25 protein-coding genes are annotated in these 24,253 nt (G+C 61.7%); 7 read left to right on the top strand and 18 right to left on the bottom strand.

Features of this window, described 5'->3' with window-relative positions; all coding sequences use genetic code 11:
- Nucleotide 1: 1 nt before the first annotated feature.
- Nucleotides 2–640 (bottom strand): NAD(P)-dependent oxidoreductase, encoded by a 639-nt coding sequence (locus ACFT1A_RS13610; RefSeq protein ID WP_378447402.1) that lies wholly within the window; start codon nucleotides 638–640, stop codon nucleotides 2–4.
- A gap of 167 nt (nucleotides 641–807) precedes the next feature.
- On the opposite strand from ACFT1A_RS13610, the gene ACFT1A_RS13605 reads away from it, so the two are divergent.
- The 3 genes from ACFT1A_RS13605 (at nucleotide 808) to ACFT1A_RS13595 (ending at nucleotide 3,152) form a co-directional block, all read left to right on the top strand.
- Nucleotides 808–1,779 carry a serine/threonine dehydratase gene (locus ACFT1A_RS13605; protein WP_378447401.1) on the top strand — a complete coding sequence of 324 codons (972 nt, stop codon included), beginning with the start codon at nucleotides 808–810 and terminating at the stop codon, nucleotides 1,777–1,779.
- A gap of 58 nt (nucleotides 1,780–1,837) precedes the next feature.
- Nucleotides 1,838–2,254 carry a hypothetical protein gene (locus tag ACFT1A_RS13600; RefSeq protein ID WP_378447400.1) on the top strand — a complete coding sequence of 139 codons (417 nt, stop codon included), beginning with the start codon at nucleotides 1,838–1,840 and terminating at the stop codon, nucleotides 2,252–2,254.
- Nucleotides 2,255–2,315: 61 nt separating this feature from the next.
- Entirely contained in the window at nucleotides 2,316–3,152 is an 837-nt protein-coding gene (locus tag ACFT1A_RS13595; RefSeq protein ID WP_378447399.1) for a DUF1206 domain-containing protein, read from the top strand.
- 19 nt (nucleotides 3,153–3,171) lie between these two features.
- On the opposite strand, the gene ACFT1A_RS13590 is transcribed toward ACFT1A_RS13595, so the two are convergent.
- From ACFT1A_RS13590 to ACFT1A_RS13580, 3 genes are all read right to left on the bottom strand, one after another.
- Nucleotides 3,172–4,479 (bottom strand): serine hydrolase domain-containing protein, encoded by a 1,308-nt coding sequence (locus ACFT1A_RS13590; RefSeq protein WP_378447398.1) that lies wholly within the window; start codon nucleotides 4,477–4,479, stop codon nucleotides 3,172–3,174.
- Nucleotides 4,480–4,561: 82 nt separating this feature from the next.
- Nucleotides 4,562–5,299: an SDR family oxidoreductase gene (locus ACFT1A_RS13585; RefSeq protein WP_378447397.1), complete on the bottom strand. Its 738-nt coding sequence runs from the start codon at nucleotides 5,297–5,299 to the stop codon at nucleotides 4,562–4,564.
- Entirely contained in the window at nucleotides 5,296–6,000 is a 705-nt protein-coding gene (locus ACFT1A_RS13580) for a TetR/AcrR family transcriptional regulator (protein ID WP_378447396.1), read from the bottom strand. Before ACFT1A_RS13580 ends, ACFT1A_RS13585 begins: the two co-directional genes overlap by 4 nt.
- A gap of 176 nt (nucleotides 6,001–6,176) precedes the next feature.
- On the opposite strand from ACFT1A_RS13580, the gene ACFT1A_RS13575 reads away from it, so the two are divergent.
- A complete protein-coding gene (locus ACFT1A_RS13575; protein WP_378447395.1) occupies nucleotides 6,177–7,058 on the top strand; it encodes a DUF4190 domain-containing protein in 882 nt (293 codons plus the stop codon).
- A gap of 13 nt (nucleotides 7,059–7,071) precedes the next feature.
- On the opposite strand, the gene ACFT1A_RS13570 is transcribed toward ACFT1A_RS13575, so the two are convergent.
- The 5 genes from ACFT1A_RS13570 to ACFT1A_RS13550 form a co-directional block, all read right to left on the bottom strand.
- On the bottom strand, nucleotides 7,072–7,620 hold the full coding sequence (locus tag ACFT1A_RS13570; RefSeq protein ID WP_378447394.1) for a hypothetical protein: 549 nt from the start codon (nucleotides 7,618–7,620) through the stop codon (nucleotides 7,072–7,074).
- A gap of 152 nt (nucleotides 7,621–7,772) precedes the next feature.
- Complete coding sequence (locus ACFT1A_RS13565) at nucleotides 7,773–8,657, bottom strand: TIGR03619 family F420-dependent LLM class oxidoreductase (protein ID WP_378447393.1); 885 nt, start codon at nucleotides 8,655–8,657, stop codon at nucleotides 7,773–7,775.
- Complete coding sequence (locus ACFT1A_RS13560) at nucleotides 8,654–8,890, bottom strand: hypothetical protein (RefSeq protein ID WP_378447392.1); 237 nt, start codon at nucleotides 8,888–8,890, stop codon at nucleotides 8,654–8,656. Before ACFT1A_RS13560 ends, ACFT1A_RS13565 begins: the two co-directional genes overlap by 4 nt.
- On the bottom strand, nucleotides 8,887–9,786 hold the full coding sequence (locus ACFT1A_RS13555; protein WP_378447391.1) for an NADP-dependent oxidoreductase: 900 nt from the start codon (nucleotides 9,784–9,786) through the stop codon (nucleotides 8,887–8,889). The genes ACFT1A_RS13560 and ACFT1A_RS13555 overlap by 4 nt, the downstream gene beginning before the upstream one ends.
- Nucleotides 9,783–10,142, bottom strand: a complete 360-nt coding sequence (locus tag ACFT1A_RS13550; RefSeq protein ID WP_378447598.1) for an SDR family oxidoreductase — start codon at nucleotides 10,140–10,142, stop codon at nucleotides 9,783–9,785. Before ACFT1A_RS13550 ends, ACFT1A_RS13555 begins: the two co-directional genes overlap by 4 nt.
- A 421-nt stretch (nucleotides 10,143–10,563) precedes the next feature.
- Between ACFT1A_RS13550 and ACFT1A_RS13545 the strand changes: the two genes are divergently transcribed.
- Nucleotides 10,564–11,178: a TetR/AcrR family transcriptional regulator gene (locus ACFT1A_RS13545; protein ID WP_378447390.1), complete on the top strand. Its 615-nt coding sequence runs from the start codon at nucleotides 10,564–10,566 to the stop codon at nucleotides 11,176–11,178.
- A 93-nt stretch (nucleotides 11,179–11,271) separates the two neighbouring features.
- Here ACFT1A_RS13545 and ACFT1A_RS13540 read toward each other — a convergent pair whose 3' ends face one another.
- From ACFT1A_RS13540 to ACFT1A_RS13525, 4 genes are all read right to left on the bottom strand, one after another.
- Complete coding sequence (locus tag ACFT1A_RS13540) at nucleotides 11,272–11,715, bottom strand: hypothetical protein (RefSeq protein ID WP_378447389.1); 444 nt, start codon at nucleotides 11,713–11,715, stop codon at nucleotides 11,272–11,274.
- A gap of 21 nt (nucleotides 11,716–11,736) precedes the next feature.
- On the bottom strand, nucleotides 11,737–12,405 hold the full coding sequence (locus ACFT1A_RS13535; RefSeq protein WP_214880378.1) for a FadR/GntR family transcriptional regulator: 669 nt from the start codon (nucleotides 12,403–12,405) through the stop codon (nucleotides 11,737–11,739).
- A 102-nt stretch (nucleotides 12,406–12,507) separates the two neighbouring features.
- Nucleotides 12,508–13,713 carry an MFS transporter gene (locus ACFT1A_RS13530; RefSeq protein WP_378447388.1) on the bottom strand — a complete coding sequence of 402 codons (1,206 nt, stop codon included), beginning with the start codon at nucleotides 13,711–13,713 and terminating at the stop codon, nucleotides 12,508–12,510.
- A 122-nt stretch (nucleotides 13,714–13,835) separates the two neighbouring features.
- Nucleotides 13,836–14,810, bottom strand: coding sequence for a helix-turn-helix transcriptional regulator (locus tag ACFT1A_RS13525; RefSeq protein WP_378447387.1), 975 nt, complete (start codon nucleotides 14,808–14,810; stop codon nucleotides 13,836–13,838).
- 102 nt (nucleotides 14,811–14,912) lie between these two features.
- Here ACFT1A_RS13525 and ACFT1A_RS13520 point away from each other — a divergent pair, with 102 nt between their 5' ends.
- The gene (locus ACFT1A_RS13520) at nucleotides 14,913–15,380 is read left to right on the top strand and encodes a VOC family protein (protein ID WP_378447386.1); all 468 of its coding nucleotides are present in this window, start codon (nucleotides 14,913–14,915) and stop codon (nucleotides 15,378–15,380) included.
- Nucleotides 15,381–15,598: 218 nt separating this feature from the next.
- Here ACFT1A_RS13520 and ACFT1A_RS13515 read toward each other — a convergent pair whose 3' ends face one another.
- On the bottom strand, nucleotides 15,599–16,399 hold the full coding sequence (locus tag ACFT1A_RS13515; RefSeq protein ID WP_378447385.1) for an NAD(P)H-binding protein: 801 nt from the start codon (nucleotides 16,397–16,399) through the stop codon (nucleotides 15,599–15,601).
- Between the two features lie 277 nt (nucleotides 16,400–16,676).
- The gene (aztD, locus tag ACFT1A_RS13510) at nucleotides 16,677–17,924 is read right to left on the bottom strand and encodes a zinc metallochaperone AztD (protein WP_378447384.1); all 1,248 of its coding nucleotides are present in this window, start codon (nucleotides 17,922–17,924) and stop codon (nucleotides 16,677–16,679) included.
- A gap of 239 nt (nucleotides 17,925–18,163) precedes the next feature.
- On the opposite strand from aztD, the gene ACFT1A_RS13505 reads away from it, so the two are divergent.
- Nucleotides 18,164–18,904, top strand: coding sequence for an alpha/beta fold hydrolase (locus ACFT1A_RS13505; RefSeq protein ID WP_378447383.1), 741 nt, complete (start codon nucleotides 18,164–18,166; stop codon nucleotides 18,902–18,904).
- Here ACFT1A_RS13505 and ACFT1A_RS13500 read toward each other — a convergent pair.
- Genes ACFT1A_RS13500 through ACFT1A_RS13490 form a run of 3 tightly spaced genes read right to left on the bottom strand, consistent with a single transcriptional unit; the run spans nucleotide 18,890 to nucleotide 24,250 of the window.
- A complete protein-coding gene (locus ACFT1A_RS13500; protein WP_378447382.1) occupies nucleotides 18,890–20,161 on the bottom strand; it encodes a benzoate/H(+) symporter BenE family transporter in 1,272 nt (423 codons plus the stop codon). The two genes, ACFT1A_RS13505 and ACFT1A_RS13500, sit on opposite strands and share 15 nt — an antisense overlap.
- A 4-nt stretch (nucleotides 20,162–20,165) precedes the next feature.
- Nucleotides 20,166–22,868: a LuxR C-terminal-related transcriptional regulator gene (locus ACFT1A_RS13495; RefSeq protein ID WP_378447381.1), complete on the bottom strand. Its 2,703-nt coding sequence runs from the start codon at nucleotides 22,866–22,868 to the stop codon at nucleotides 20,166–20,168.
- Nucleotides 22,865–24,250: an MFS transporter gene (locus ACFT1A_RS13490; protein WP_378447380.1), complete on the bottom strand. Its 1,386-nt coding sequence runs from the start codon at nucleotides 24,248–24,250 to the stop codon at nucleotides 22,865–22,867. The genes ACFT1A_RS13495 and ACFT1A_RS13490 overlap by 4 nt, the downstream gene beginning before the upstream one ends.
- Nucleotides 24,251–24,253 lie beyond the last annotated feature (3 nt).

The raw sequence follows: 24,253 nt of genomic DNA, 5'->3' as shown, positions 1-24,253 counted from the left end.
CTCAGTGTGCGACGGTGAAACGCTGGCGACGGTGAGCCGGAGTCTCGATCTCGTCGACAAAAGCGTGTGCGTAATCTTCGCCTGCGATAGCGGAATTGCCCTCGGCGTCTGTCAGGAGAACGTCGCCACCCACCTGGAAGGATCCCTTCGGAGCGACGCCGGCGTGGGCGCCGAATGCTGCGGCCGGGCTCACGTAGAACCAGTCGACATTGCTGTCAGTCGCGCGGAGCGCATCGAGGACCTCGGCGTGAGCGAGCGCCTCACCCTTGTATGCGTCCGGGAAGTCGGGGGTGTCGACGACGCGTGGCCCACCCTCGGCGACCAACAAGCTGCCGGCGCCACCGACTACGGCAATGCGAGCACCGTTGCGTGCGGCGGCATCTGCGAGGGGAGTGACGGCGTCGAGCAGGCGCTTGCCGTCGATCTCGCGGGCGGGGATGGCAACGACAACGACGTCGTTGTCCGCCGTGACCTGCTCCACGATCGTGTTGTCGTGAACGGAACCCTGCACGACATTCGCCTCGGTTCCGGACTGCGCACTGCGGGCGACGACGGTCACCTCGTGGCCGCGTGAAGTGGCTTCCTTCGCGATTGCGCTTCCTGCAAAACCGTTTCCACCGAATACTGCGATCTTCGACATGGCGTGTGCCTTTCCTTGATGTCGTCGTTGTGCTTGTAGTAGTAAATTTATTCACCTGGAATGCCGATGTCTCGGTCAGATGCGGGCAGTAATTGGTGAAAAACAGACATCTTGATGACGGTGGACCGACTGCTTCGTGTCTACATTGCGAACCGTAGGGTTGGTGCATGACTCTCACCGCCGACAACAACGCAGGTCCGCTGGCAATCGAGCGCTCGGACGTCGAAGCCGCACGGACTCGTATCGCAGGGTTGGCGCGGCATACCCCGATCTTTCGAACTGCGCTACCGACGCCACACGGTGAGGTACCGGTTCTGTTCAAGCTCGAGTACCTCCAGCACGGCGGTTCCTTCAAAGTGCGCGGCAGTCTCAATGCAGTGGAACGAGCTGTAGCCAACGGCACCATGCCCGATGCCGGCGTGGTGATCGCGTCCGGCGGCAATGCAGCGATCGGGGCCGCGTGGGCGGCGCGGCGACGAGGACTCACATGCACAGTGGTGGTGCCGGAGACCGCGCCCGACGCAAAGGTGAAGGCGCTCGGGGAGTTGGGCGCCGCCGTTCACAAGGTAGGCGATCGCTACGCGCTCGCTGCTGCCGCCGCGGCGGAGATCGCACGCGCGAGCGGCGCGCTCGAACTGCACGCCTACGACCTGCCCGACATCGTCAGTGGGGCCGGCACCATCGCTCTCGAGATCGAAGACGAGGCGTCCGGACCGATCACGTATTGCATTGCAGTCGGCGGCGGTGGTTTGGTCTCTGGAATCGCCGCGGCGGCACGTCCCGAAGATCAAGTAGTAGCAGTCGAGCCGACCGGAGCTGCTACCTTGCACACCTCGCTCGATGCGGGTCGCCCGGTCGACATCGAAGTGAACAGCATCGCCGGGGACTCATTGGGGGCCACACGCATTGGCGCCATCGCCTGGGAGACACTGCATGAGAGTTCGGTAGGCAGTGTTGTGGTCGACGATGATTCGATCCGGCAGGCTCGGGCATTCCTGTGGCGGGAGTTCCGGATTCTGGTGGAGTTGGGAACCGCAGCAGCATTGGTTCCGGTTCTGAACGGAACGGTTACGCAGCCGTCCGGCGGTGAACTGTGCGTGGTTTTATGCGGAGCCAACACACATCCGACCGACCTGTAATTTTGGCGTATTTGTTTGCCTGCGTGTGAGAAAGTCGCAGGTGGGTACCTCTCGCAGTATGAGTACCAGCAGCATTATCTGGATAATTGTTGCCGTGGTCGTGGTGATAGCGATCGTGGCCGCACTCCTGTGGGTGGCGCGAAACAGACGTGACGAGCGTCGACACATCGAGGCAGAACAGATCCGCGAAGACGTCGCAGACAAGTCGCTGCAAGTCGGCGAGCGCGAGGCGCGGGCAGAAGAGACAGCAGCCAAGGCGCGCATGGTGAAAGCAGAGGCGGATGCCAAAGCGGCGGAAGCGTCTGCGCTGCAACACCATGCAGCGCAACACCGGAAAGAGGCGACGAGTTCTCGCGAGGAACTGAACCAGCAAAGAGATCACGCAGACACCATCGACCCCAAGGTGCCCAACCCGAAGGTCCCCAACCCCGAAGAACCGCGATCGGCGCCCGATCAGAACCCTCGCAACCCTTGACCTCGAAACCCTTCATGCACGCGTTCGAAGGAAGCGTCGGTCCGTATATGGTTCGTCGATCATGATGAACAAAGAATCGTCACCGCAGAACCAGAAAAGCGTCGCGTCGACGGCCGCTGACGTCGCACAGAACAACGTCTTCGAGCGCTTTGCCCGTGCCGGATTCATCGTCAGCGGTGTCGTTCACCTGCTGATCGGGTATATCGCGATCCGCGTTGCTCTCGGTGGATCCGGGTCTGCGGACCAATCGGGTGCGATGGCCGAGTTGGCAGGAAAGCCAGGGGGCGTCTTCGCTCTGTGGTTCGGCGTCGTCGCCTTCCTTGCCATGGCGTTGTGGAGATTGGCCGAGGCTGCGTTGGGAAGCTCGTCGTCGCCGTCCTCGGACGACAAGAAGAAGGAGTTCTTCGATCGCGCCAAAGCTTTGGGCATCTCGCTCGTCTATTTCGGTTTTGCGTTCACTGCATTCGGATTCGCCCGCGGTAGCGGTAAGTCGAGCAGTGGTCAGAGTGCGGGATTCACGGCACGTCTGATGGAGAACACGCTTGGGGCTATCGCATTGGTGCTCGGCGGGATCGTAATCATCGCTGTTGGTCTTTACCACGTGTACAAGGGCGCGAGTCAGAACTTCCTGGACGATCTGAAAGGCACACCCAGCACCTTCGTGCGCCGACTCGGAACCGTCGGGTACGTCGCCAAGGGTTTGGCCATCGCCGCGGTCGGCATTCTGGTTCTTCTCGCGGTCAACAACTCCGAACCAGGCAAGGCCTCCGGCCTCGACGGAGCGTTCAAGACGCTGGGTGCGCAACCGTACGGAGTCGCCCTGCTGATCCTTGCCGGATTGGGCATCATCACCTACGGGCTTTACTGCTTCGTGATGGCGCGCTCGACGAAGATGTAGCGCCCGTAGGTAAGTGGGTCTATCCGAATGACCCGGTCTGGAAGCCGACGTCGCTACCCGACGAACTTCCGGTCGAGCTACCGAATAGCGGTCGTCTCGGAACCAGATCATGCATCAGGTTCTCTGCTGCAGGGTCGATCATCGCCGCGTTTCCACCGTTCGCCAGAATCGTGATCGACCAGCCACTGTCGGGGACCAACAGGGTGATGCAGTTGGAACCCGTGCTGCCACCGTTCTTTTTGGCGAACCGTTGTGGGAAGTTCGGCGTCGGGGGTTGGAGCTGCCACGCCATTCCCATTCCGAAGGCCGGATTCTCCGGAGCCTGGGTGGCGATCTGATCGAGCATCGAGGTCAGTACCGGTTTGAGCGGGTTATTGCCGTAGCCGAGAGTTGTTGCGGCCCAGATCGACATGTCCTCAGCGGTGCTGACCAGGCCACCCCCGCCTGCGATCGCGCCCGTGTTGTTCCACAGAGGCGCTCTTGCGCCGTCGAGGTAGTACGGAACGGCCAGATCGGTTGCTTTGGACTCGATCACGGTACCCATCATCCCGAGCGGGTCGGTGATTTCGCGGGCGACTGCTGCCGCGAAAGGCGGCTTCTCCTGTCCCGGAATGATCTTGTCTGCCATGAGTGTGCCGAGCAGTCCGAACCCGAAGTCCGAGTACAGCCAGTGGCTACCGGGGGAGAACGCCAAGGCGCGGGGGTCCTCGAGGCCTTCCCACAGCATGTCTTTGGTGTACTTCGCCTTCTCGTCGTTGCATGATTTCTTGGGATCGGCACATCCTGCCGAAAGATTGGGCGGGTCGTCGCTGAGACCCGAACGGTGGGTGACCAGTTGGCGAAGCGTGATCTCCTCGCCACCGCTGCCTTTCGGCAGTGGGTTGCCATCCGAATACTTGCTCGCCAGGTCGTCCAATCCGACTTCTCCCCGAGCGATCAGTTTCGCCAGTAGTGCAGCGGTGAAGGTCTTGGTCTCCGAGGCGATCTCGAATTGCGTTCGCGGAGTGACTCTCACGCCGTTTTCGACGTCGGCATGACCGTAGTGGTACGTAGTGGTGACACTCGCCTTGCGGTTCTTCTCATCCGGTTTGACGATGGCCAAGGCAAGACCGGGAACTCCACCGTTCAGCAGTGTCTCTGCGACGCGCTGTACCGCTTGGGCTTCTGCAGGATCGCCGACCCGTGAACCTGGATTGGGCGCGACGGGGCCGGCGGCGCCGGCGGTCGACGAGGTCGCGAAGGTTATGACGGCGGTTGCCGCCAGCCCCGCAACGCTGATGAACTGTCGCCGTGACGTCCGGGCGGACCCTCGATCCTGGTTTTCCATTGTTTGCACATTACAACCAAAGTCGACTGGTTTGACTGTTTTGTCGGAATTGGCAAGGTGTGGTCCTTAGAGGACAGTGTCGTTAGATCACGCCGCCGTTGACGTAGATGACCTGGCCGTTGACCCAGCGAGCTGGGCCGGCGAGGAACGCGACAGCCTCCGCGATATCCACCGGGGTGCCGAGCCGCTCCAGGGGTGCCAGCTTGGACAGATTCTCCACTGTAGCTTCGTCTTTCCCGTCCAAGAACAGATCGGTGGCTGTGGGACCAGGGGCTACCGCGTTGACTGTGATGTCACGTCCGCGTAGCTCTTTCGCGAGAACCAGGGTGATTGCGTCGACAGCACCTTTGGTGGCGGCGTACGCGGCATAGGTCGGGAAGGCCAGCTTTTTCACCGAAGTAGAGAAATTGACGATCGCACCGCCGCGCCGGACGCGCCTGGCCGCCTGCTGGTCGACGACGAAGGTTCCTCGGACGTTGGTCCGATGCATCCGATCGAAGTCGTCGAAGTTCATTTCGGCAACGGTGGAGAGGATCATGATTCCGGCTGCGTGAACGACTACGTCGATGCCTCCGAACTCCTCCTCGACCGTATCGAACAGTGCAGCGACTTCACCTTCGTCGGCGACGTCGGCATGCACCGCTATAGCGCGCCCGCCCGCAGCGACGATGGCGTCAACTGTTTCCTGGGCGCGTTGAAGGTTTCCTGAATAGTGCACGGCGACAGCCATTCCGTCGGCGGCGAGCTTCTCTGCAGTCGCTCGCCCGATGCCGCCGGAAGCTCCGGTGACGATGGCGACGCGGGTAGTGGTGTCAGTCATGATGTAACTCCTGAACTGGTTTCGGTTGCATCGGACAGCTTGCGGAGCCACTCTCGCAGTAGGCCGACTTCGTTGGTGGAGAGGGAAGTTGAATCTGTGGCAGCCAGTTGGGCGTCGAGAGTGGATGCAACTCTGTTGAGTGAGGTTTCCGGGTGGGCGCCGGATTCGTCGATGATGGACGCGAAGATTCCGTCGCGAACTCGCTGTGACAGCGTCGGATCGGGGTACTGTTCCGGCCTTACGACGAGCATCAGAGCGACGCCCGCATTGGCGGACATCACCATCTGCGTAGCCACGTCGACCGATACGGTCAGAACGCCTGCGGCAGCACATCGTTCGAGAACCGATCGAAGTAGCGCCTGAGCCTGCAAGGCAGTGTCTGCGCTCTGGGCAGAGGGTGAGTGCATCAGCCGGTAGTGAGCGGGATGTGCGAGCGCGAAGGCTGTATGTGCATCCCAGCCGGCCCGTAGATCGGCAACGGGGTCATCGGAAGGTGTCGCAGCGCGTTTGCCTTCGAGGTATTCGAAGAAACCTGCCTCGACGACGGCTGCGAGCAGTCCGTCCTTGTCGCCGAACTGACGGTAGAGCGCGGGGGCGCCGACGCCGGCCATCTCGCACACGGCGCGGGTGGATATGTCGCCGTTGGGGGAGGTGTTGAGCAGCTCGGTCGCTGCGGCCAGAATCTTTGCTTTCGAGCTCATGTAAACAACGCTAACATAAATATGAAATCATCGCTATCAATGGTTCGGGTCGTGCGAACGAACTACAGACACAGAGACCAGGGCTTGATCAGATGAGTGAGCCGGTCCGGCCACGGTTCTGTGTGGAGTGACGGCTAAAGCCGTTCTGTTCTCACACTCTGAACGAAGGAATTCTGGTGATCGACTCGGAAACTACTGTCGCGCCCAATAATTTGCATTCCGGTTATCTGGGTTGGATTCTGCGGGTCATCAGTGTCGCGGCGTGCGTTGCGGTTGCAACGGTCGTTTTCTCGCTGACGCTCGGGCCGCCATTCGCGCGGGCCTGGGCACAGTGGGTTGCTCGTCATGTAGGTGGGGACTTCGAGACGGGAGTCGTTGTCGGATTCCTGACTGGGCTTCTAGGCACCGCTGTGACTTTGTTTGGAGCGCTGATGACTTCGTTGGCGTGGCGGCGCCGCGGTGGCCCGGCATTGTCGCTTGGTGTCGGTGCCATTGCCGTGCTTGCCGTTATTCCCGGCGCAGTGAATTTGAGTATCGCGGTCGGTGCAGCAGGATCCGGGGTAAGGGCGGCGGGGAGGATCCTCGACGTCGACGGGCCGGCGTTTCGTGGAGCCTGGGTAGCCGGATCAGTGGCGGGACTGTTGCTGTATATGGTCGGGGCGCTGCTGTTGGGGAGGAGCCTTCGTTCGACATTCGGGCCTGTCAGGCAGGCGGCGCCGCCGCTCCCGGGGGTGGTCGGCTACACCGCCGATGGCCGACCCGTTTTTGCGCAAGTGGGCTTCACAGCGGACGGGATTCCGGTACTCGCAGATCAACTTGAAGTGCGCTACCCAGCGCGACCAGCGGTCGGTACGAATGCCTTGGCCATCGTTGCACTCGTACTTGGAATCTTCGGTGGGGTTCTTGCCATTCCAGTGGGTCACGTGGCGCTGAATCAAATTCGCCAATCCGGCGAAAGTGGGCGTGGGTTGGCAGTGGCCGGCCTCGTTCTCGGTTATCTGTCGCTGATCGTCATCGTAGGTTTCGTATTAGTAGCTGTGTCCGCGGCGTATCGGTAATTTGGGTCGCGCATCAGAGCGGGATCGGTGAGAGGGGTTCGATGTCGTGGTCGCGAGGTCCGAACAGGCCCAGAGTCTGGGTGCGAATGGACGGTAGTACTTCGTGGAAGCTCCCGCCGAGACGGTGGAGAGAGTTGAACGAGCGCGATTCCCAAACCGGAAACTCTCCGTCAGCGCCGCGGGATGCTGTGTCCCACAGCAGAGCGTCACCGTTTTCGCTCCATCCGAAAACCTGCAGCGAGTCAGGGAGTGACCAATCGCCGTCGGGTTCGATCATCCAATCGAACTCGTCATCCCGTCCTTCTCGGTAGACGGACCGAAGATGAGCGGTGAGGTTGCGGGCGCGCCCTTGCCAGCCGTCGGCGAATCCGGGAAGGACGGGCGGATAGATGAGCCAGAGTCCGAAGGTCCGCGCCCAACCTGCGTGCCGGATGAATGCGCGATAAGAATCGGGGAAGCCCTGCCGGTCGGGAAATCGAAAAGAATCCAAAACAGTGAAATCTATGTGTTGAAGCGTCGACTGGCCTTCTACCGTCAGCGCGTTGGGTCCCGTGGCAAACACGTCATCAACACTAGCAATGCGAGTTCGTGAAATACTTGGACGCTCGACACCTTACCCCGTCTCACGATGCCGCGATGGGTGAGTTGTGTTGTCATGAATGCTCTTTCACAGCTTGGTTACACGGAGGCGACCGGCGGCAATGGGCCGCTAAGTCATAAAACGGCTGTTCGACGCATTCCCAGATTTTCGCCGGCAATGCGAATCAGATCGAGATCGTGGTCGGTTGAGCGGCGCAGTCGCTGGTCGCCAGGATCGGTATCGAGAACAATCGTCTGTGCACCCACCTCGGTCAGAAACTCGATGTCGGTACGTATCTGGTTGATGGTTCCGTACCCGAGTGGACGGTCCGGCGATTCGACAGATTCTCCGGCGGGGAGAAAGTAGATGCGGGGGACGAACTCACGCCCGGGGGCGAGTGAAGCGACTCCAGCGATGCATAGGTCCCGGGAGGGGTGCAATGGGTGCCATGCGGTGCCCAATCTGTTGGTTCGGTCGATCGCAGCGGGTCCGTTGCCGCCGATCCACAACGGAGGATGCGGTTGTTGCAAGGGAAGGGGTCCGTTGTGCACGCGATGTGTTCCGGCCGAGCCCGGGGCGTCGTACGTCTCCGACGTCCATGCTGCGATCAAGGTTTCGAGAGTGGTATCCGTCAGTCGACCTCGACGTGTGAACGGAACGCCGAGAACGTCGAAAGCCTGTGCAGTCCAGCCGACCCCGATGCCCACGATTAACCGTCCGCCGCTGAGACGATCGATCGTCGCGGTCGCGTGGGCGAGGTGGGCCGGGTGTCGATGACTGCCGATCAACACGCCGCTGCCCAGACGAATCGACTCGGTTCCCGCTGCGAGCCAGGACAGCGTGGCCAGGCACTCGTAAAACGGAGCAGGAGAGCGGCGATTCGCGTCGTCGGTCAACACCACGTGATCCGAGAGTAGGACATTGTCGAATCCGGCAGTTTCCGCTGTCCGGGCCCACGCGAGAATCCCGTCGGGGTCGATCTGCGGCCCGAAATTGGGGAGATTGATTCCGTACTTCACGACGAACTCGGAATCAGTCGGGCGGCGCCACCGCGGCGGAACGTCAGGACGTTTCCCCCGTTGGCGGTAAAAGGGAGAGGGGCGTCCGGTCGGCTGATGTGGTGCTCGAACAGCTCGATGTTCAAGTCGCCGACGGATACCATCGCCATCCGGGACGTTCCTTTCACGTCCGCATCGGGAACGGTGACACCGACTGTGGACAAGGCATTTTCGACATTCACGGTCACGGTCATGGGATCAGCAGTACCTTTCCTCGGGTTCCACCCGCGGCCAGCAGAGCGTGGGCTTGGGGTGCTTCGTCGAACCGGAATGTTCGGGCGACAGGGACGGTGACCGAACCGGTCGATACCAGTTCGGCGAATGATTCGAGGCCCGAGCCGTCCTCGTCGACATAGCTTTTCGCCGGTGTGATTCCACGTTGCGGTGCGGGTTGCTCGTTGTCGTCGATGGAGATGAAGGCGCCGTCGTCTCGCACGCTGTCGACGGATTCGGAAACACCCGCCGTGTCGACGACGGCGTCGTATTCCTTGTGCGCCAGGTCAACGGGACTCGCGATGACCCGACTGAGGCCGAGGGCCAAGAGTTCGTCAGCGTCGCTCTCGCGAGCGAGGGCGTCGACGCGGTGCCCTCGCGAGAGCAGCAGCGCCGACGCTATTCGGCCCACCGCGCCGGCAGCACCGGTCACCAACACCGCGGATTCTGGTGCAAGGTCGAGTTTGTCGAGGCATTGCACAGCGGTGAGCGCCGCGAGTGGGATCGCAGCAGCGTGCTCAAGGGTGACGTTCGACGGAGCGGGTGCGAATAGGGACTGGTCGGCGGTGACGCGTTCGGCATAGGTTCCGTAGCGGTGTGCCGGTTGCGCGATCATTCCGATGACTCGGTCTCCTGGCGCGAAGCGTGTTACCGCGGATCCGACTGCGATGACGGTGCCGGAGACGTCCCATCCCAAAACTGCTGGGAAGCACAACTCGATCGGCAAGAACCCCGAACGGGTCTTCAGATCGACAGGGTTGACGGCAGCGGCCGCAACGGAAACAGTGACGTCTCCGGGACCGGGTGTCGGCTCGTCGACCTCGGTGAGAGTGAGAACGCTCGGGTCGCCGGTGGCTTCGATTGCGATGACTTTCATGCGATTCCTTTCGTGAGACCTTGCGCTGGAGAGTGATCGACGGCGTAGCGGGCATTCTCTTCGGCTGCAGTCAGACCCAACCCGCCGTCGACGGTGACGGTGGTCCCCGTGAGATAGCTCAAACCGGATCCGGCGAGGAACACCGCGGCTGCTGCGACCTCGTGCACACCGGCCGGACGCCCCAACGGGATAGCGGGGCGATCGATGTCTGCATACGAGGATTCGTCATCGATGCCGTTCATCGCGGTGGCGGTTTCCCCCGGCGCGACGAGATTGACGCACACTCCGTGGAGTGCGAAGTAGAGGGCGGGGATACGACTCGGCGCCGCCAATGCGGCCTTGCTGGAGAAGCAGATTGCACTGCCGGTGATGGGGACTGTGTCTCAGCCTCGAATTCGATCCCCGTGATTCGGTCGACGTTCGCGTCGATGACGATCAACCGTCGGTCTCCGCGGTGTAGCGACGCTGGGCTGCACCCGTTGAGTAGTCGAGTGCTGTCCTTGGCGAACAGATTTCGTGCGGCGATCACGTGATACTCGACCTGTTTGACCGCTTCGACCGCTGTGGCTGAGACTCAGTTTGAATGAAGCGGCACTACGCATGTCGATCCCCCTAGACGGTGTGAAAGAGCGTTCGCGAGCTATGTCAGCAGTACGGCGTTACTTCAGTGAACAAAATGACTTTCGAGGAGAACAGTAGGACATTCGCATAGTGATCGCTACAAGAGTAGAATAGATCACATTTGGATCGGTAGATGCTGTGGAATTGGGAGGTTGCATGGCCGGGGTGCCGGGACAAGGACGGAAGTTCGACGTAGACGCGGCCTTGGACAAGGCGATGTATGCCTTCTGGGAGCACGGCTACGAGGGGACATCCGTTGCCATGTTGACTGCTGCGATGCAGATCAATCCACCGAGTCTCTACAGCGCTTTCGGCGGCAAGGAAGGAGTGTTCTTTGCCGCCGTCGATCACTACAACGCGACTCGCGGCGACTTCATGGACCGGGCGTTCGCCGAAGAGCGCGAGGCATCCGAATTGATTCGCCGCCTCTTGAACGACGCGGCGTCCCATTACACCGACGAGTCTTGTCCGGGTGGCTGTCTGATCATCAGTGCGGCGGTCAGCGTGACCGATGCCAACAGTCACATAGCAAACCGATTGCGCGACATGCGAAATGCCAACGTGGCATTGCTGTCGCAGAGGATCGCAGGCGATATCGCCAACGGACTCTTGCCCGCTGATTCCGATCCCGAGGACCTTGCCGAGTTCATCGGTGTAGTCATGCAAGGCATGTCTCAGCGCGCCCGAGACGGTGCAACACAGAGGCAATTGGAACTCGTAGCGAACAGGTCTTTCGACTCGCTGAACTTCTCGAAAGACCTCATCGGCTGAACAGACTTCAGTTGACGGTCGGGGGTCTAGTTGGATTGGTGTGAAGGTGAGTATCGAGGTCGGTCGTAGTGCCCTCTGCCCCAATATAGTTCGTCACTGACCGTGATGGCTGTCGGTTCGTTGGAGGAAGGGGCGAGGCCAGGCGCCGAGTGCAAGGACGGCGAGGATCGTCTGGACGAGTCCGGTGGTGAAGAAGATGCCTTGCAGCGGCGACCAGGCGAGGATCATGGCTATCTCGACGAAGATCCAGATCATCATCGTCAGGCCGGCGGCGGCGTGCAGGCCCCATGCCAGGCGGAACCTGTTGTGCTGAGCGAAGAGCGCGGCGGCCTGGATGCCGCCCACGACTACGCCGAGGATGATGCCGGGCCAGAAGTAGGAAGGAAAGACGGTTCCTTCGATCCACTCCGGAGGCAGACCCATCCCACCGCCGATCGTCAGGCCCGCCATCCCGATGAGCGCGGAGATCAGGTTGAGCCACGCGATGGCGGACAGACCGATCCGGAAACCCCGTGGCGGGAGCGATGTGGACGTCATGACTGCCAACGATAGAGAGGCTCAGTCGAGCCCGTCCATGTTCCTGCGCGTAGCCGCGCTGGCAGCGTCGGCATCACCCGCGACGATGGCTTCCACCAGATCTCGGTGGGCAGCGGCTTCGTCGTCGATGGAGTCGGGGTTTCGGGCCGTGACGTCGGTGATCACGTCCAGGGCTGAGTTGCGGAGCGTTTCGATGAATGAATCGAACACCATCGACAACACGCTGTTGTGTGCTGCATTCACCACGGCGCGATGTAGTTCCATGTCAGCGTCGACAAATTCTGTTGGTGTCGAAGCATTTTCACGGGCTTCGAGTGCTGCCATTAACAGGTCGACGTCGGCAGAGGTCCGACGCATGGCAGCCAGGCGGCCCGCTTCCACCTCCAGCAGTCTGCGCACTTCGTAGACTTCGCGGCGGTCCGAGCGTTTGAGCTCTCGCTCGAGCTCTGTGACCGGAGTCGAGGACATGACGTAGGTGCCGGATCCTTGATGAGAGTAGAGCTGTCCCGACGCAATCAGTGCACGCACGGCTTCCCGGCCGGTCGAACGCCCGACGCCGAGGAGTGTGCTCAGATCCTGCTCGTTCGGGATTTTCGTCCCGACCGGCCACTCGCCGTCGCCGATGAGGCGCGCAAGTTCGTCCGCGGCTTTCTGTACCAGCGACTGCTGCTTGACCTGGCGCACTGCCATGTATCTGCTCCTGACTGACTCGGTGAACCGCAGTGGAGCGGCTCACCGAGTAATACTTCATGTCCTCCGATGAATCTTCAGACTACGGTGCCGTCTTTTGGTTTATCGAAGCGCGATGACGTCCAGTTCGCGCTCCGTCTCGTCTTCCGGGTCGAGGCGTCGATCGCGCAAGGTGAATGCGATGACGGCGCCGACGAACAGCACTGCAGTTGTCGCCCCGATTGCCATGCGCGGTCCGAAGTGATCTGCCAGGTAGCCGAACAGCGGAGATGCGATGCCTCCCACGGACATCGCGAGTCCGAGCGTCACCCCACTTGCTGTGCCGGGGCGATTCGGTAGGTAGTCCTGAGCCAACGTCACCTGTGGCGCGAAGGGCAGGAACATCGAGAATCCGAGGCAGGCGATTCCCAGTTCGGCAATCGCAACGTGCGGGGCGGCAGCGAGCAGTGCCAGTGAAGGTACCGCAAGCAGGTAGCCGAGTCGGATGGATGCGCGTCGACCACGACGGTCCGCGAGGACTCCACCCAGTAGCGTTCCGGCCGCTCCTGCCAATGTGAAGGAGGACAACACGATTGCTGCACTCGAGGACGAGCCGTTCAGTCCGTTGAGCACGTACGGTGAGACCAACGACAGTGTGGTCACGTACGGAATCGACCAACAGACCGTTACCAGCACGAGTCGGGTGAACGAGCGCCAATCGTCTGACACGGGACCGTTCGCTGCCAGTTGCGCACTCAGCGACTGGGCTGACTCGGCCTCACCCGTGTTGACCGATCGCGACTGGGCGACCATCCACCAAATCGCCGCCACCACTGCAGGAACTGCAAGTAGATAGCCGCCGGACAATCCGAGTGAGCCAACGACGAGCGTGACAAACGGTGGCGCCAGCGAGGCGCCCAACGTGCCGCCCACGGAGAACACGCTCATGGCTTTCTGCGAATGACCTCCAGCCGTGCGTGCCAAATTTGTGGCGGGCGGGTGGTATGCGGCGATGCCGATGCCTGCCACGGCAATTGCCAGCCAAGTGACGATGTAGGTGGTGCTCATCGCTGCCACGACAATTCCTGCTGCGGCCGTCACAAAACCCGTGGGTACCAGCCAATTTCGGCTCTTTCGATCGACCAGCATGCCGAATGCGGGTTGCACGACACTGGATAGGCCGGTCGCGGCGAGCGTGATTCCGGCGACTGCGGAGTAGGAATATCCGCGTTCGAGCATCATGAACGGCAAAAGTGCAGGCACAGCCCCCTGGTACAGATCGTTCACGACGTGTGTGCCGGTGAGAAATGCAACTTGCCCCTTCTTCATCTCCTTGGGCATCCCTTCGTTCAGGTCTTCAAGTCCTCAGGTCCTCTGAGGACTTGAAAGTTATCACGAACCCGCGGACGCACGGTTGTGTTGGAGACCTGGATCTCATTCGAGCCGACTGACTAACTCGCAGCAGTCGCAGCATTGCGGGCGGCGAGCTGCGCGAAAGCGTGGGTCAGTTCTGCCGGGCCGACGACATCGATGTCGGTGTCGAATCGGTTGAAAGAGGCTGCCAGCGCCGTCCACGACCATGATCCGGCTTCGAGGCTGCACTGCTCAGGGCCAAGATCTTCGACGATGCCGTCGCCGACAAAGGGAAGAACATAACTGGCTGGTCGATGGAGAACGACCTTGCCGTTGCACGGCCATTTGTTGATATGTTCCGATCCCTTGAAGCGCGCGGACACGTATTCGCTCACGTCTCCGCCGGGGATCTCCTTCGGTGCGAACCGGGGGCCGTTCGGGGTGCGTGGGGTGATGCGATCGGCGCGGAAGATTCGCCAGTCGTCTCGCTCGAGATCCCACGCGACGAGGTACCAGCGACGCTTGGAGGTCACCAGATGATGTGGCTCCACTCGGCGTGGGGGTGCTATTTCGCTGGTGTCGGTTGAGTGGTCGTTCGAGTAATCGAAGCGGAGCACCTCGCGAGCGCGGACTGCTGCGGAAATCGCGACGAGCACCACTGGCGACACGGGGTCTATGCCGCCAGAATCGGTCGGGACCGTGGTGAACGTGAGTGCGTCGAGGCGATGGCGCAGGCGCGACGGCATCACTTGCCGCACAGTGGTCAACGCTCGCACTGCGTCCTCTTCGATACCGACGCCGGTCAGCATCGCGGCCTGCAGCGCAACTGCCAGTGCGATGACTTGATCGTCGTCGAACAGTAGGGGCGGCAGCTCGCTGCCGGCGTCGAGTCGGTACCCACCGTCCGGGCCCATGGTCGCCGCAATGCTGTAACCCATCTCCCGGAGTCGGTCGATGTCGCGGCGGACCGTGCGGTGGCTGATGTCGAGCCGCTCGGCGAGTACGGCGCCCGGCCAGTCGCGTCTGGTCTGCAAGAGGGACAGCAGATTCAAGAGCCGCGTGGTGGTCGCCATGTCGTGAGACTACGACGAGTCTAGGACGAAAACAGTCCTATACGGCTGTGAGAGTGGACGTAGTCACGGAAAACCCGGGCGACGTTCGTACTAGGAGCAGACATGAGCATCACGACAACGACCCATCTCAACTTCCGCGGAGACGCCCGCGCGGCTCTGGAGTTCTACCAGTCCGTCTTCGGTGGCCAGGTCACGATCGCAACTTACGGCGACTTCGGAATGCCCAAGGATGTGCCTGGCGCTGAGAACATTGTGTTCGGCCAGGTCGAAACCGCGGACGGCTTCCGCGTGATGGCGTACGACATCCCCGGACAGTCGGGCGGCTCGGCCGGAAACGCAGGCGAGACGCACCGCGAGAACGGCACGACGATCACCGATCGACCGTTCTTCGTCTCCGTTCGCGGTGAATCGCTCGAAGAGGTGCAGAGTTACTGGGCCAAACTCTCTGCTGGTGCATCGATCATCGAGGGTCTTGCCGCCGCGGCGTGGAGCCCCGGTTTCGGCATGCTCACCGATGCGTTCGGGGTGACCTGGATCCTCGACGTCGCCGCCGGCGAGAACCCGGCCTGATCATTCACGCGACGAAGCCGCCGGCACCGAAAGGTGTCCAGCGGCTCCAGCGCGTCGGTGCCCGTCTTGCGCCTCTCGGCAAGTGGCCGCTCGAAGCGGCAATTCTGGGGTGGTACCCGGGGCAAAGAACCGAACACCGACACCCTCTACAACGAAGCTCTGCGGAGAGTTATTCCACGCTGACCTGTGCCGCTGTCAGTCGCAGTCCTGCTCATCGTTCAGCTCCGGCAGAGCTGGGCGACAACGGCTTCGATTGTCTGCGGGGCGCGTCGTAGCAGTGTTGCCAGGTCATCGGACTCTTCGCTGAAGATCCCTTTGCGAATCAGTGGAAAGAGCACAGCAAAGGGCCCGGTTTCGAGATCGTTTACCTCGCGGTGCTCGATCGTCCTACCGAGTTCGGCCGAGACCGATTCGGTGAGTTGATGGAAAGTCCAGGCCGGGCCTCGAAGCTCCCACAACCGTTTGGCAGGCGGGGTTGTCAGTGCGATGACAGCCGCTTCGGCGAGATCGGCAATGGAGGAGGTGACCAGAGTCCTTCCCGCGCCGGCGGAAACGATGGGGCCGGTCTCCATGTCCTGAATTACCTTGGCAGCAAATGCATCCGAGTAGAGTGCATTGCGGAGGACAGTGTGGCTCACGCCGATCTCCTGCAGCTCGACTTCCGTAGTGCGATGACCGGGATCGTGCTGCGCTCCCATCGCGCTCGTGTACACGATGTGCTCGACGCCTGCCGAGACTGCCTCCTGCACAACACCTTTGTGTTGGTCGATTCTGACATTCGGATCGAGCGCCGGGCTCGATACGAACAGCAGTCCGTCGATGCCACTGAACGCGGTCCGCAAACTCGCGCGATCCGTGTAGTCGCCAACTCGCGTATCGATCCCCTGATGGCCGAGGGCATCGGCTTGGGTAGTACTTCGGACCAATGCGTAGGTGTTCGATCCGGTATGTGCCTGCAGGATGCGCAGCGCCGCGCCGCCCAGGTTTCCGGTGGCTCCGGTGACGAGAAAGTTTCTCATGTACGTACTCCAAAGGTGGATTCTGGTGAGTGGTCAGATAAGGACTCGGCTATCGCGAATCCCCATGAAGGCACACAGAATCGCCATCCCAGGGCGGAGTAACAAGCTACTGCTGCGGATGGTGGTCAGGACGTGCGGCAAGAATGCATTGAAGCGACTGTAGCAGGACTAACGAACCGTACGGCCCGCCTGCTCATCGAGATTGCCTGGTGAGAGACACGAGAACGGCTCAGGCCCCCATCTCGGTGTGAGATGGGGGCCGACGTGAGGGGTGAAATCAGCCGGTGACGCCGGTCAATTCGTTCGGGGCGTGATCGAGGGTGGTCTCGGTCAGGATGCTGCCGTCCTCGAGGTCGACTGCGATGAGCTTCTTCGACGCGGGGTCGGTGACGTAGGCGGTGTGATCTTCTACGAAGAGCGCGGGCCTGGGCTCTTGCCACTTGGTGGGCTCGGTCCATGCGTCGATAACGGCGATCTTCTTGGTGACGACGCCGGTGTTGGGGTCGATGACATGGATGGCGCCGTCGGTGCCGAGTACCAGGGCCTCGCCATGCGGTCCGCGTCCGAGTGAGCGGAAGGTGTAGCTGGTGCCGAGGTCGACGAGCTTGAGTTCGGACGTCGTCGTGTTGGTCAGCGAGACCCGTTGCGGACGTTCGAGTTCGGCGTCCTTGTCAGTCTTGTAGTCACCCAGCACGATGTCCGACTCCTCGGAGCCTGCCTGGTTGCCGATGCGGCCGTAAGCATCGGGGCTCTGCACCTTGGTGATCGCTCCGTTCTTGTACACGAGCAAACCGTCCTGGCAGCCCAGCACGATGGCTTCGCCTGCGGCCACTGCTTCGCCGTGGACACCCGGGCACTGTTCGTTTCGCAGGATTTCCTTGCGGTCGGCATCCAGGACGGCAATGCCGTTGCGGGACTCCGAATTTCCGATTGTCGTCAACAGGCTTCCGTCGGCAAGTGCGACGGCTACACCGTGATGGGGTTCCGGGGTGGTGTACGTCTCGACGCGAGGTTGACGTTTTGCCAGCTGAATCGGGTCGAAGATCTCGACCAGTCCCGAGCCGTCGTTGAAGAGGACGGTCTTTCCTGCATGGCGCACGACGTGTCCGGGCTCGTTGGCTGCGAACTCGACCTCGGACATCGCGGGATCGGCTGTGTAGTAATGAGAATGGTCACCGTGGGCCGAAGACCACGTGCCGGTGTCGAGCACCTTGAACGCTTCGCCGGCAGAGATCATGACATGGCGACCGTCGCCGGCCGGGTTGAGTCGGGTGAAGCCGTCGATCTCGGTCTCGCCGACCACGTCGAGGGAAGTTGCATCCAGCACCAGGACGCCGCCGTCGTACGACACGGCGAGACGTGGTGTTGCCGAGGCCTGTTCGGTGGGTGCGGCCGACGTCGTGGTCGTGGTTTCGGACTGGGCGGAGTCCTTGTTGTCGGACGAGCAGCCCGTAACGAGGGCGAGCGAGAGGCCTACTGATGTGGCAAGGGTGAGGCGCCGCGACATGCGGGTGTTGAGGTGCATGGGTATAGATCTACTGCTTAATGTAAATGGTTGTCAAAGTCGTGTATGCGAATGTTCGCATGTCAGGACGGTCGTCGAGGAGCTGGAGAAGAGATGGAGATCGCCTGGGGTGTGGTCCCTGAATGTCCGGTGTCGATGCGTTCACTTTGGGTATGGCACCAGTTCAACTAGGTATTAGTGCATGGATGCCGGCAGGGACATGCTGTAGATCACATCGGTCGATCGAAAGCTGGGCAGCAATGACGCAGTTCATGTTGATTCACGGCGCAGGACACGGAGCCTGGTGCTGGGACTATGTGATCGAGGCGCTGGAGAGACGTGGGCACACCGTTCTGGCTACTGATCAACCGGGCTTGGGTCGAGACATGACGAAAGCGGAGGACATTACCTGGGAATCAACGCTTTCCAAGCTGTCGGCTGAGTTGGTTCAATTGCCTGGCGAAGTGGTACTTGTCGGTCACTCGATGGGTGGAACGCTGACGGCACAACTGACGGAAATGCACCCGACGAGTGTTGCTGCGGCCGTTTATCTGGCCGCGACGCTGCCCGGAGACGGGGAATCCTGCCTGAGTAGTTCGCGAGAGGACCGAAGTACTGCGCGATTGTTCTTCGCTTGCGATGAACTCGGGGTCGACCCTGAGGTTGCCTTGAAGTTGTACCCGATGCTCTTGTTCGGGGACTGTACCGAAGAGGTGGTGCGAGAATCGATGTCAAAACTTCGCCCTCAACCGATGAGTGTTTTCAGTGGTTCGGTATCGCTGACGCCGGAGAGGGAAGGGACGGTACCCCGCTACTACATTGAAACACTCCGCGATCTTGTCATCACTCCTGCGCATCAACGGGCGATGGTCGCCAGGCGCTTTTGCGAGAGGGTCTTCACCCTGACGACGGGGCATTCCCCCATGCTCGCGGCACCCGAGGACGTTGCCGATATTCTCGACGAAATCGCCCAAAGTCTGCCGAGTTCAACGCGTTCGTGAGATCGCGACCCGGTCAGGGTAGTCACCACGCTCGAGCATGCGCGAGGCGATGACCCCGAACACGAGTCCCCAGAAAGCGGCGCCGATATTGAGTAGTTCGATGTCGGAGATCGTCACGAGGAACGCGATCAGAGCGCCGAAGGTGAATTTCCCGCCGAATGCGGTGACGAAGGCTCCCTGCAAGGCCTTGAGCATGGCCAGACCACCAAGAGTGACGATGAACGCCATCGGAGTTCCCAACATCATCGCGACGAAGGTCGGGGCGAACAGTCCGAAGACGACGGCGAGTAAGCCGCAGACGATTCCGGCGGTGTACTGGCGTGTCCGCTCTCCCGACGCCGTGAGCAATGCGTTCGTCGGCCCGGTCAGGCACGTCGACACACAACCCACCGCCGCGTTCACGAGAGAGAACACACCGCAGGCAACCGTTGCTGTCCCGATCGGCGGTTGATGACCCGCTGCTCGGAGGACTGCGATTCCTTGGCCGTTCTGCACGACGACGACTGTGATCGTCAGCGGTACAACCAGTTCGATCATCGCCTGCCAAGACCAGGTTGGCGTGGTCAGCATCGGATGCGCCAGCCACTCATGAGCGTCGCCGGCGGAGTTGAATCTTCCGGTCGCGAGTATCACGACTACACCGACGATCAACGCGCCGAGAACGGGCGGAACGAATCTTCCTAACTTGGCGAACACGCTCAGGGCGACAAAGGTGGCGATCATCGGCAGTGCGATCACCGCGTCGTGGGCGGGCGCTTCGACCAAATCGGTTCCGAAATGAAGGAAAACACCTGCCACCATTGCCATTACGATGGGCATGGGTAATGCGGCCATGATCGGTGTGACCCACCCTGTCAATCCCAACAGCAAGATCAGGGCGCCGGTCGCGAAGAACGCTCCGAGCACTTGCTCCCACGGCAGATGCTCCAACGACGCTCCGACGACAACGGTTCCGGGAATCGTCCAGAAGAAGGCCAGCGGCTGCCGGTACAGCCAGGACGCCGTGATGGTCAGAATGCCGTTGACGAAGAAGGCACCGAAAAGCCAAGAGGCCAATTGAGCTTGACTCAGTCCACCCGCCAACCCTGCAGCGAGAATGACCGCTACCGGTCCGGTGGCCGAGAAGACGATGCCGATGATTCCGTTGGCAATGGACGTTCCGCCGAAGTCGCGTAGGACCCGCTTCGGGCCGTAGAGCGGTTGGGGGAGTGGCTCGGTGACGACGCGAACGGGCGTGGTCGTCGCAGTGTCCGACATGTTCTCAGTTCTCCTGATGCGGATCCGAAAGCCCCCGGTCGCGGAACAAGGCCGCGAGTTCGCTCCGTGATCGCAGTCCGAGCTTCGCGTACGCGCGCGTGAGGTGATATTGAATGGTCTTGACGGAGAGGAACAATTCGCCGGCAGCTTCCTTGTTGGACTTGCCCGCTGCGACAAGGTCGGCGACTGCTCGCTCTTGTGGGGTCAGGTCGGTGATTCCCTTCTCCGTTCGCGTGAGGTTCAACCCGCCCGCGCGGAGTTCGCGCTCGCAGCGCTCGACGTAAGTAGCGGCGCCCAACGAGTGGTACAGCTCGCGGGCGGCCCGGAGGACGACGTCGGCCTCTGCGCGTTTTCCCGCCCGGCGGAGAGTTTGGCCGTAGGCAAAATTGATTCGGGCTCGATCGTAGGGGAGCGGCAGCGTCTCGATGCCGAGTAGTGCAGCATCGAAACTTTCTCTTGCCGAGTCGAGTTCGCCCCGTGCGCCGTGGATCCGGCCGCGAACGTAGCCGAGACGTGCCGCAGCTGAGCGGTGCTCACGACGTCGTGCGGTCTGCTCGTGTGGTTGTAGAAAGGCGTCGGCATCATCGACTCGCCCGACCATGACCAATGCATTGGCGTAGAGATCGACCCACGGCCAGAAGCCCGGCTCGTCGAGCCATTGTTGCGCCTTGCTCGAGGTGAGCGGAGCCAGCGCCACCAGGACTTCGGCGTAGTCGGCGGCGGCCTCGGCAACCTGCGCTCTGGCGAGAAGTGCAGGAACGTACATGATTTCGTAGGCGTGAACGCCGGCGTAAGCGCGTCGTACGTGGTCACGAGCCAGTTCCCAGTTGCCGCGCAGAGCGTGAATCTGTGCTCCCGACCAGTGGACCAACGGCCGGATGATCTCGATCTCGAACCGATCTACCTCGGCCCCGGCACCCTCGACGGTTGAGAGCGCTTCGTCCCAGGCACCGAGGGCGAATTGAGTGCGGGCGAGCCAGGCCTGTGCCCACAGCGAGATTCTTGCCGAACCACTGGAAAACTCTGTGGACACCGCGCTTTCGAGGTCGCGTCTGGCGGACTCCGGGTGGTCCAACGCAAGCTCGAGCCATCCGCGTCCCATCTGGAAGCGCTGTGCTTGGGCTCCGGGGCGGACGCGATCGGACAGTTCGTCGTATGCCGCGAGCGCATTCTCGGTTCTTCCAGTAGCGCCGAGCCCGAGACCCTTGATCGCTTCGGACTCCACTGCTGCGGGGTCAGAAGGACCTACCAATTCGACTGCGCGGTCGACCCACTCGACGAGGGCCGTGCCATCGAGTCGAGCCAGAGAATGCAGGACCATTCGTTGGGCGATCATCGCAGCGGTGCTTGGCTCACGATTCGCGCTGCAGCTGTCCCACGCTCTGGTCAGCAGATCGGCAGCCTCGGTCGGTCGCCCTCGATGAATGGCGAGGTAGCCGAGGACGGCGTCGCGGAGAGGCCCGCGCGAAATACTCTCGATCTCCGGCACGAAGACCATGGCCCGGGGGATGTCACCCGATCCGGTCAGCGCGTCGACTCCGCGGAGCAGTCGGTCCTCGTGTTCGGTTCGGGCTGTGGTGAGACGACTTGCCGTGACCATGGCGTCGGCGACTTCCGACCACGCGCCGTCGGATGCTCGTAGTGATGCGTACGCAACGAGTTCGGCGGCGAGGTCCTCGTCGTGGGTGGTGCTGGCAGCGGCAAGGTGGAAAAGCCGTTCACCTTCTCCCCAAGCGATCTCGGCTGCTCGAGTGTGCAGCAGATGCAAGTGTGCGGGTCCCAACGCCGCGTGCACGGCGGCTGTCACCATCGGACCGCTCAGTGACACCTCGGTGCTGCCGCGCTGCTCGTGGACGGAGAGGAGGCCGCTGGCGAAGGCGCTGTCCAAGGCGCCGACCACGTCGTCGACGTCGGCCAACTGCGCAAGGTGGGACAACGTCGTGCTGCGTCCGAGAACTGCTGCGGCTTCGATCAACGTTCGAGCTCCCGCCGAACACGCCGCGAGGGCGGCGGCGATCGCCACCGCACGATGGCGAGGGACGGGCAAGGTTCGGTGCCACTGGGACCAATAGGCCGGTGGCAGCTCGTCGAGGAGCGAGACGATGTCGAGTGTGTTGCCTGCTGTGAAGTCCTGAAGTTGAAGCGCGACGCCGGAACTGAGGTCGATTCCGCTTCGCATCCGCGCGATGTCGATGATGACGGGTGCGTCGAGCGGGCTGATGTGCAAACGCGTCGACCAGTGCAGGTCGAGAATCTGCCTGACATCTCCGCGCAGGAACGGTGTTTCCTCGGCGACGAGGACGAACAGCAGTGGGGCTGTTCGGCCTCGATGGAGGGCGGAGGTGATTGCTTGAAGCGAGCTGACATCACTGTGATGGGCATCGTCGACGACGATGATGGTCAGTTGCTTCGCTGCGTCGACGATCTCGTGTGCAACGGCTACTGGGTCCGAGATGGATACCGGACGTTCGAGTAGTTGTCCGATCACTCCGAAGGCAGTGTTCGATTCCCACTCCAGCCCACGGGCACGACGGAGCGTATGAGCGGAGGAGATTTCGGCGAACCGGTCGACGAGAGTGGACTTACCGCTACCGGCATCGCCCTCGACCAGCACGAGAGTCGGCACTCCTGACTCCGCCGCGGCCAAGGCTCGGCCGAGAACGGCAAGTTCGCGTTCTCGGCCGAGCAGCAGGTCGCGAAGTGTCACCCGACTACCGTAACGCCGGGCTCACCACGGGTTTCCTTTTCGGCACGGTCTTCATCGGATCGAAGTTCAGTGGCGCCCAGGTCGGGTGCTTGCTTCGGCACGAAGAAGGTGACGATCGCGCCAAGCACCGCGATGCCGGCGAAGACGTAGAACGCCGTTTCGGAACTGATTCCGGCGCTGATCAGACTGCCTCCGATCAGTGGCCCGAATATCCCGCCCAGACGTCCGAATCCGGCGCACCACGCAACACCTGCGGCCCGAGCGGCCGTCGAATAGTAGTTGGACACGAATCCGTAGATCAGGACCTGAGTACCGATGGTGCCGACACCCGCGATGGCAACGGAGGTGAGGAGTACAGGAAGCGGGAACCCGAATGTGAACAGGAGCAGGGCGAGTGCAGCCAGGCCGAAGGTGGTGGCGACAACCCGTTGCGGACCGGTGACGTCCGCGATCTTGGAGGCGAGAAGTCCACCGATGATGGCACCGCCGTTGAGTACCAACAGGAACGAGAGCGAACCCTTCGCGTTGTATCCCGCGTTTTCCATGATCTTGGGCAGCCAGGTGTTGAGTCCGTAGGTCAGGAGGAGGCCGGCGAAGCTCATGAGGCCGAGAAGCGCGGTGCCCCAGACGTATTGTCTGCTCGCCAACGCTCGGAAGCCGACCTTCTCGGCTACGGCATCGTTGGGTCGATCTGCACCGACAGGCAACGGAATTCCAGTCTTCGAGGAAATGGCGCGAGCTTCCTCGACACGTCCGCGAGCAATGAGCCACGCGGGAGACTCCGGCAGTTTGAACCAGGCGAGTGGGAACAGGAACACCAACGGCAGCGCGCCGATGAGAAACAGTCCGCGCCATCCGATGGAATCGCGGAGAACGATCGCCAGGACGGAAGCCATGACGCCACCGGCCGGGACACCGCTGTAGACGATGGCGTTGAACAGATTGCGGCGTCCCGGCGGCGCGAACTCGGCAATCATGGCTCCGGCGGTGGCGACGAGCCCACCGACGCCGATGCCGGTGAAGAACCGCAGCAGACCGAAGGTGGTGATGCTGGTGGCGAACGCTGCGAGTGCCATTCCGACCGAGAACCAGATGATGTTGATCAGCATCATCTTTCGGCGACCGAAGTGATCGCCGATCGCTCCACATGTCAGTGCGCCGACCATCACTCCGACGAGTGCATACGAACCCAACGCACCGGCCTGAGATGCGGTCAAGGTGCCGATATGGCTGGGGTCGTCCATGAGTACGGGCAGGATCGTGCCGTACACGACCAGGTCGTATCCGTCGAACAGAATGGCAATGGCGGCGATGGTGACCACCCACAACACTGACGAGCGATGGCGGGCACTGGCCCAGGAACCACGTTCGATCGAGGACATGGC

The sequence above is a fragment of the Rhodococcus sp. NPDC057135 genome (assembly GCF_042670865.1).
In the GTDB taxonomy this organism is placed as follows: domain Bacteria; phylum Actinomycetota; class Actinomycetes; order Mycobacteriales; family Mycobacteriaceae; genus Rhodococcus_F.
Note: the sequence above shows the minus strand (reverse complement) of the source record. Positions and strands in the feature narration are given on the sequence as shown.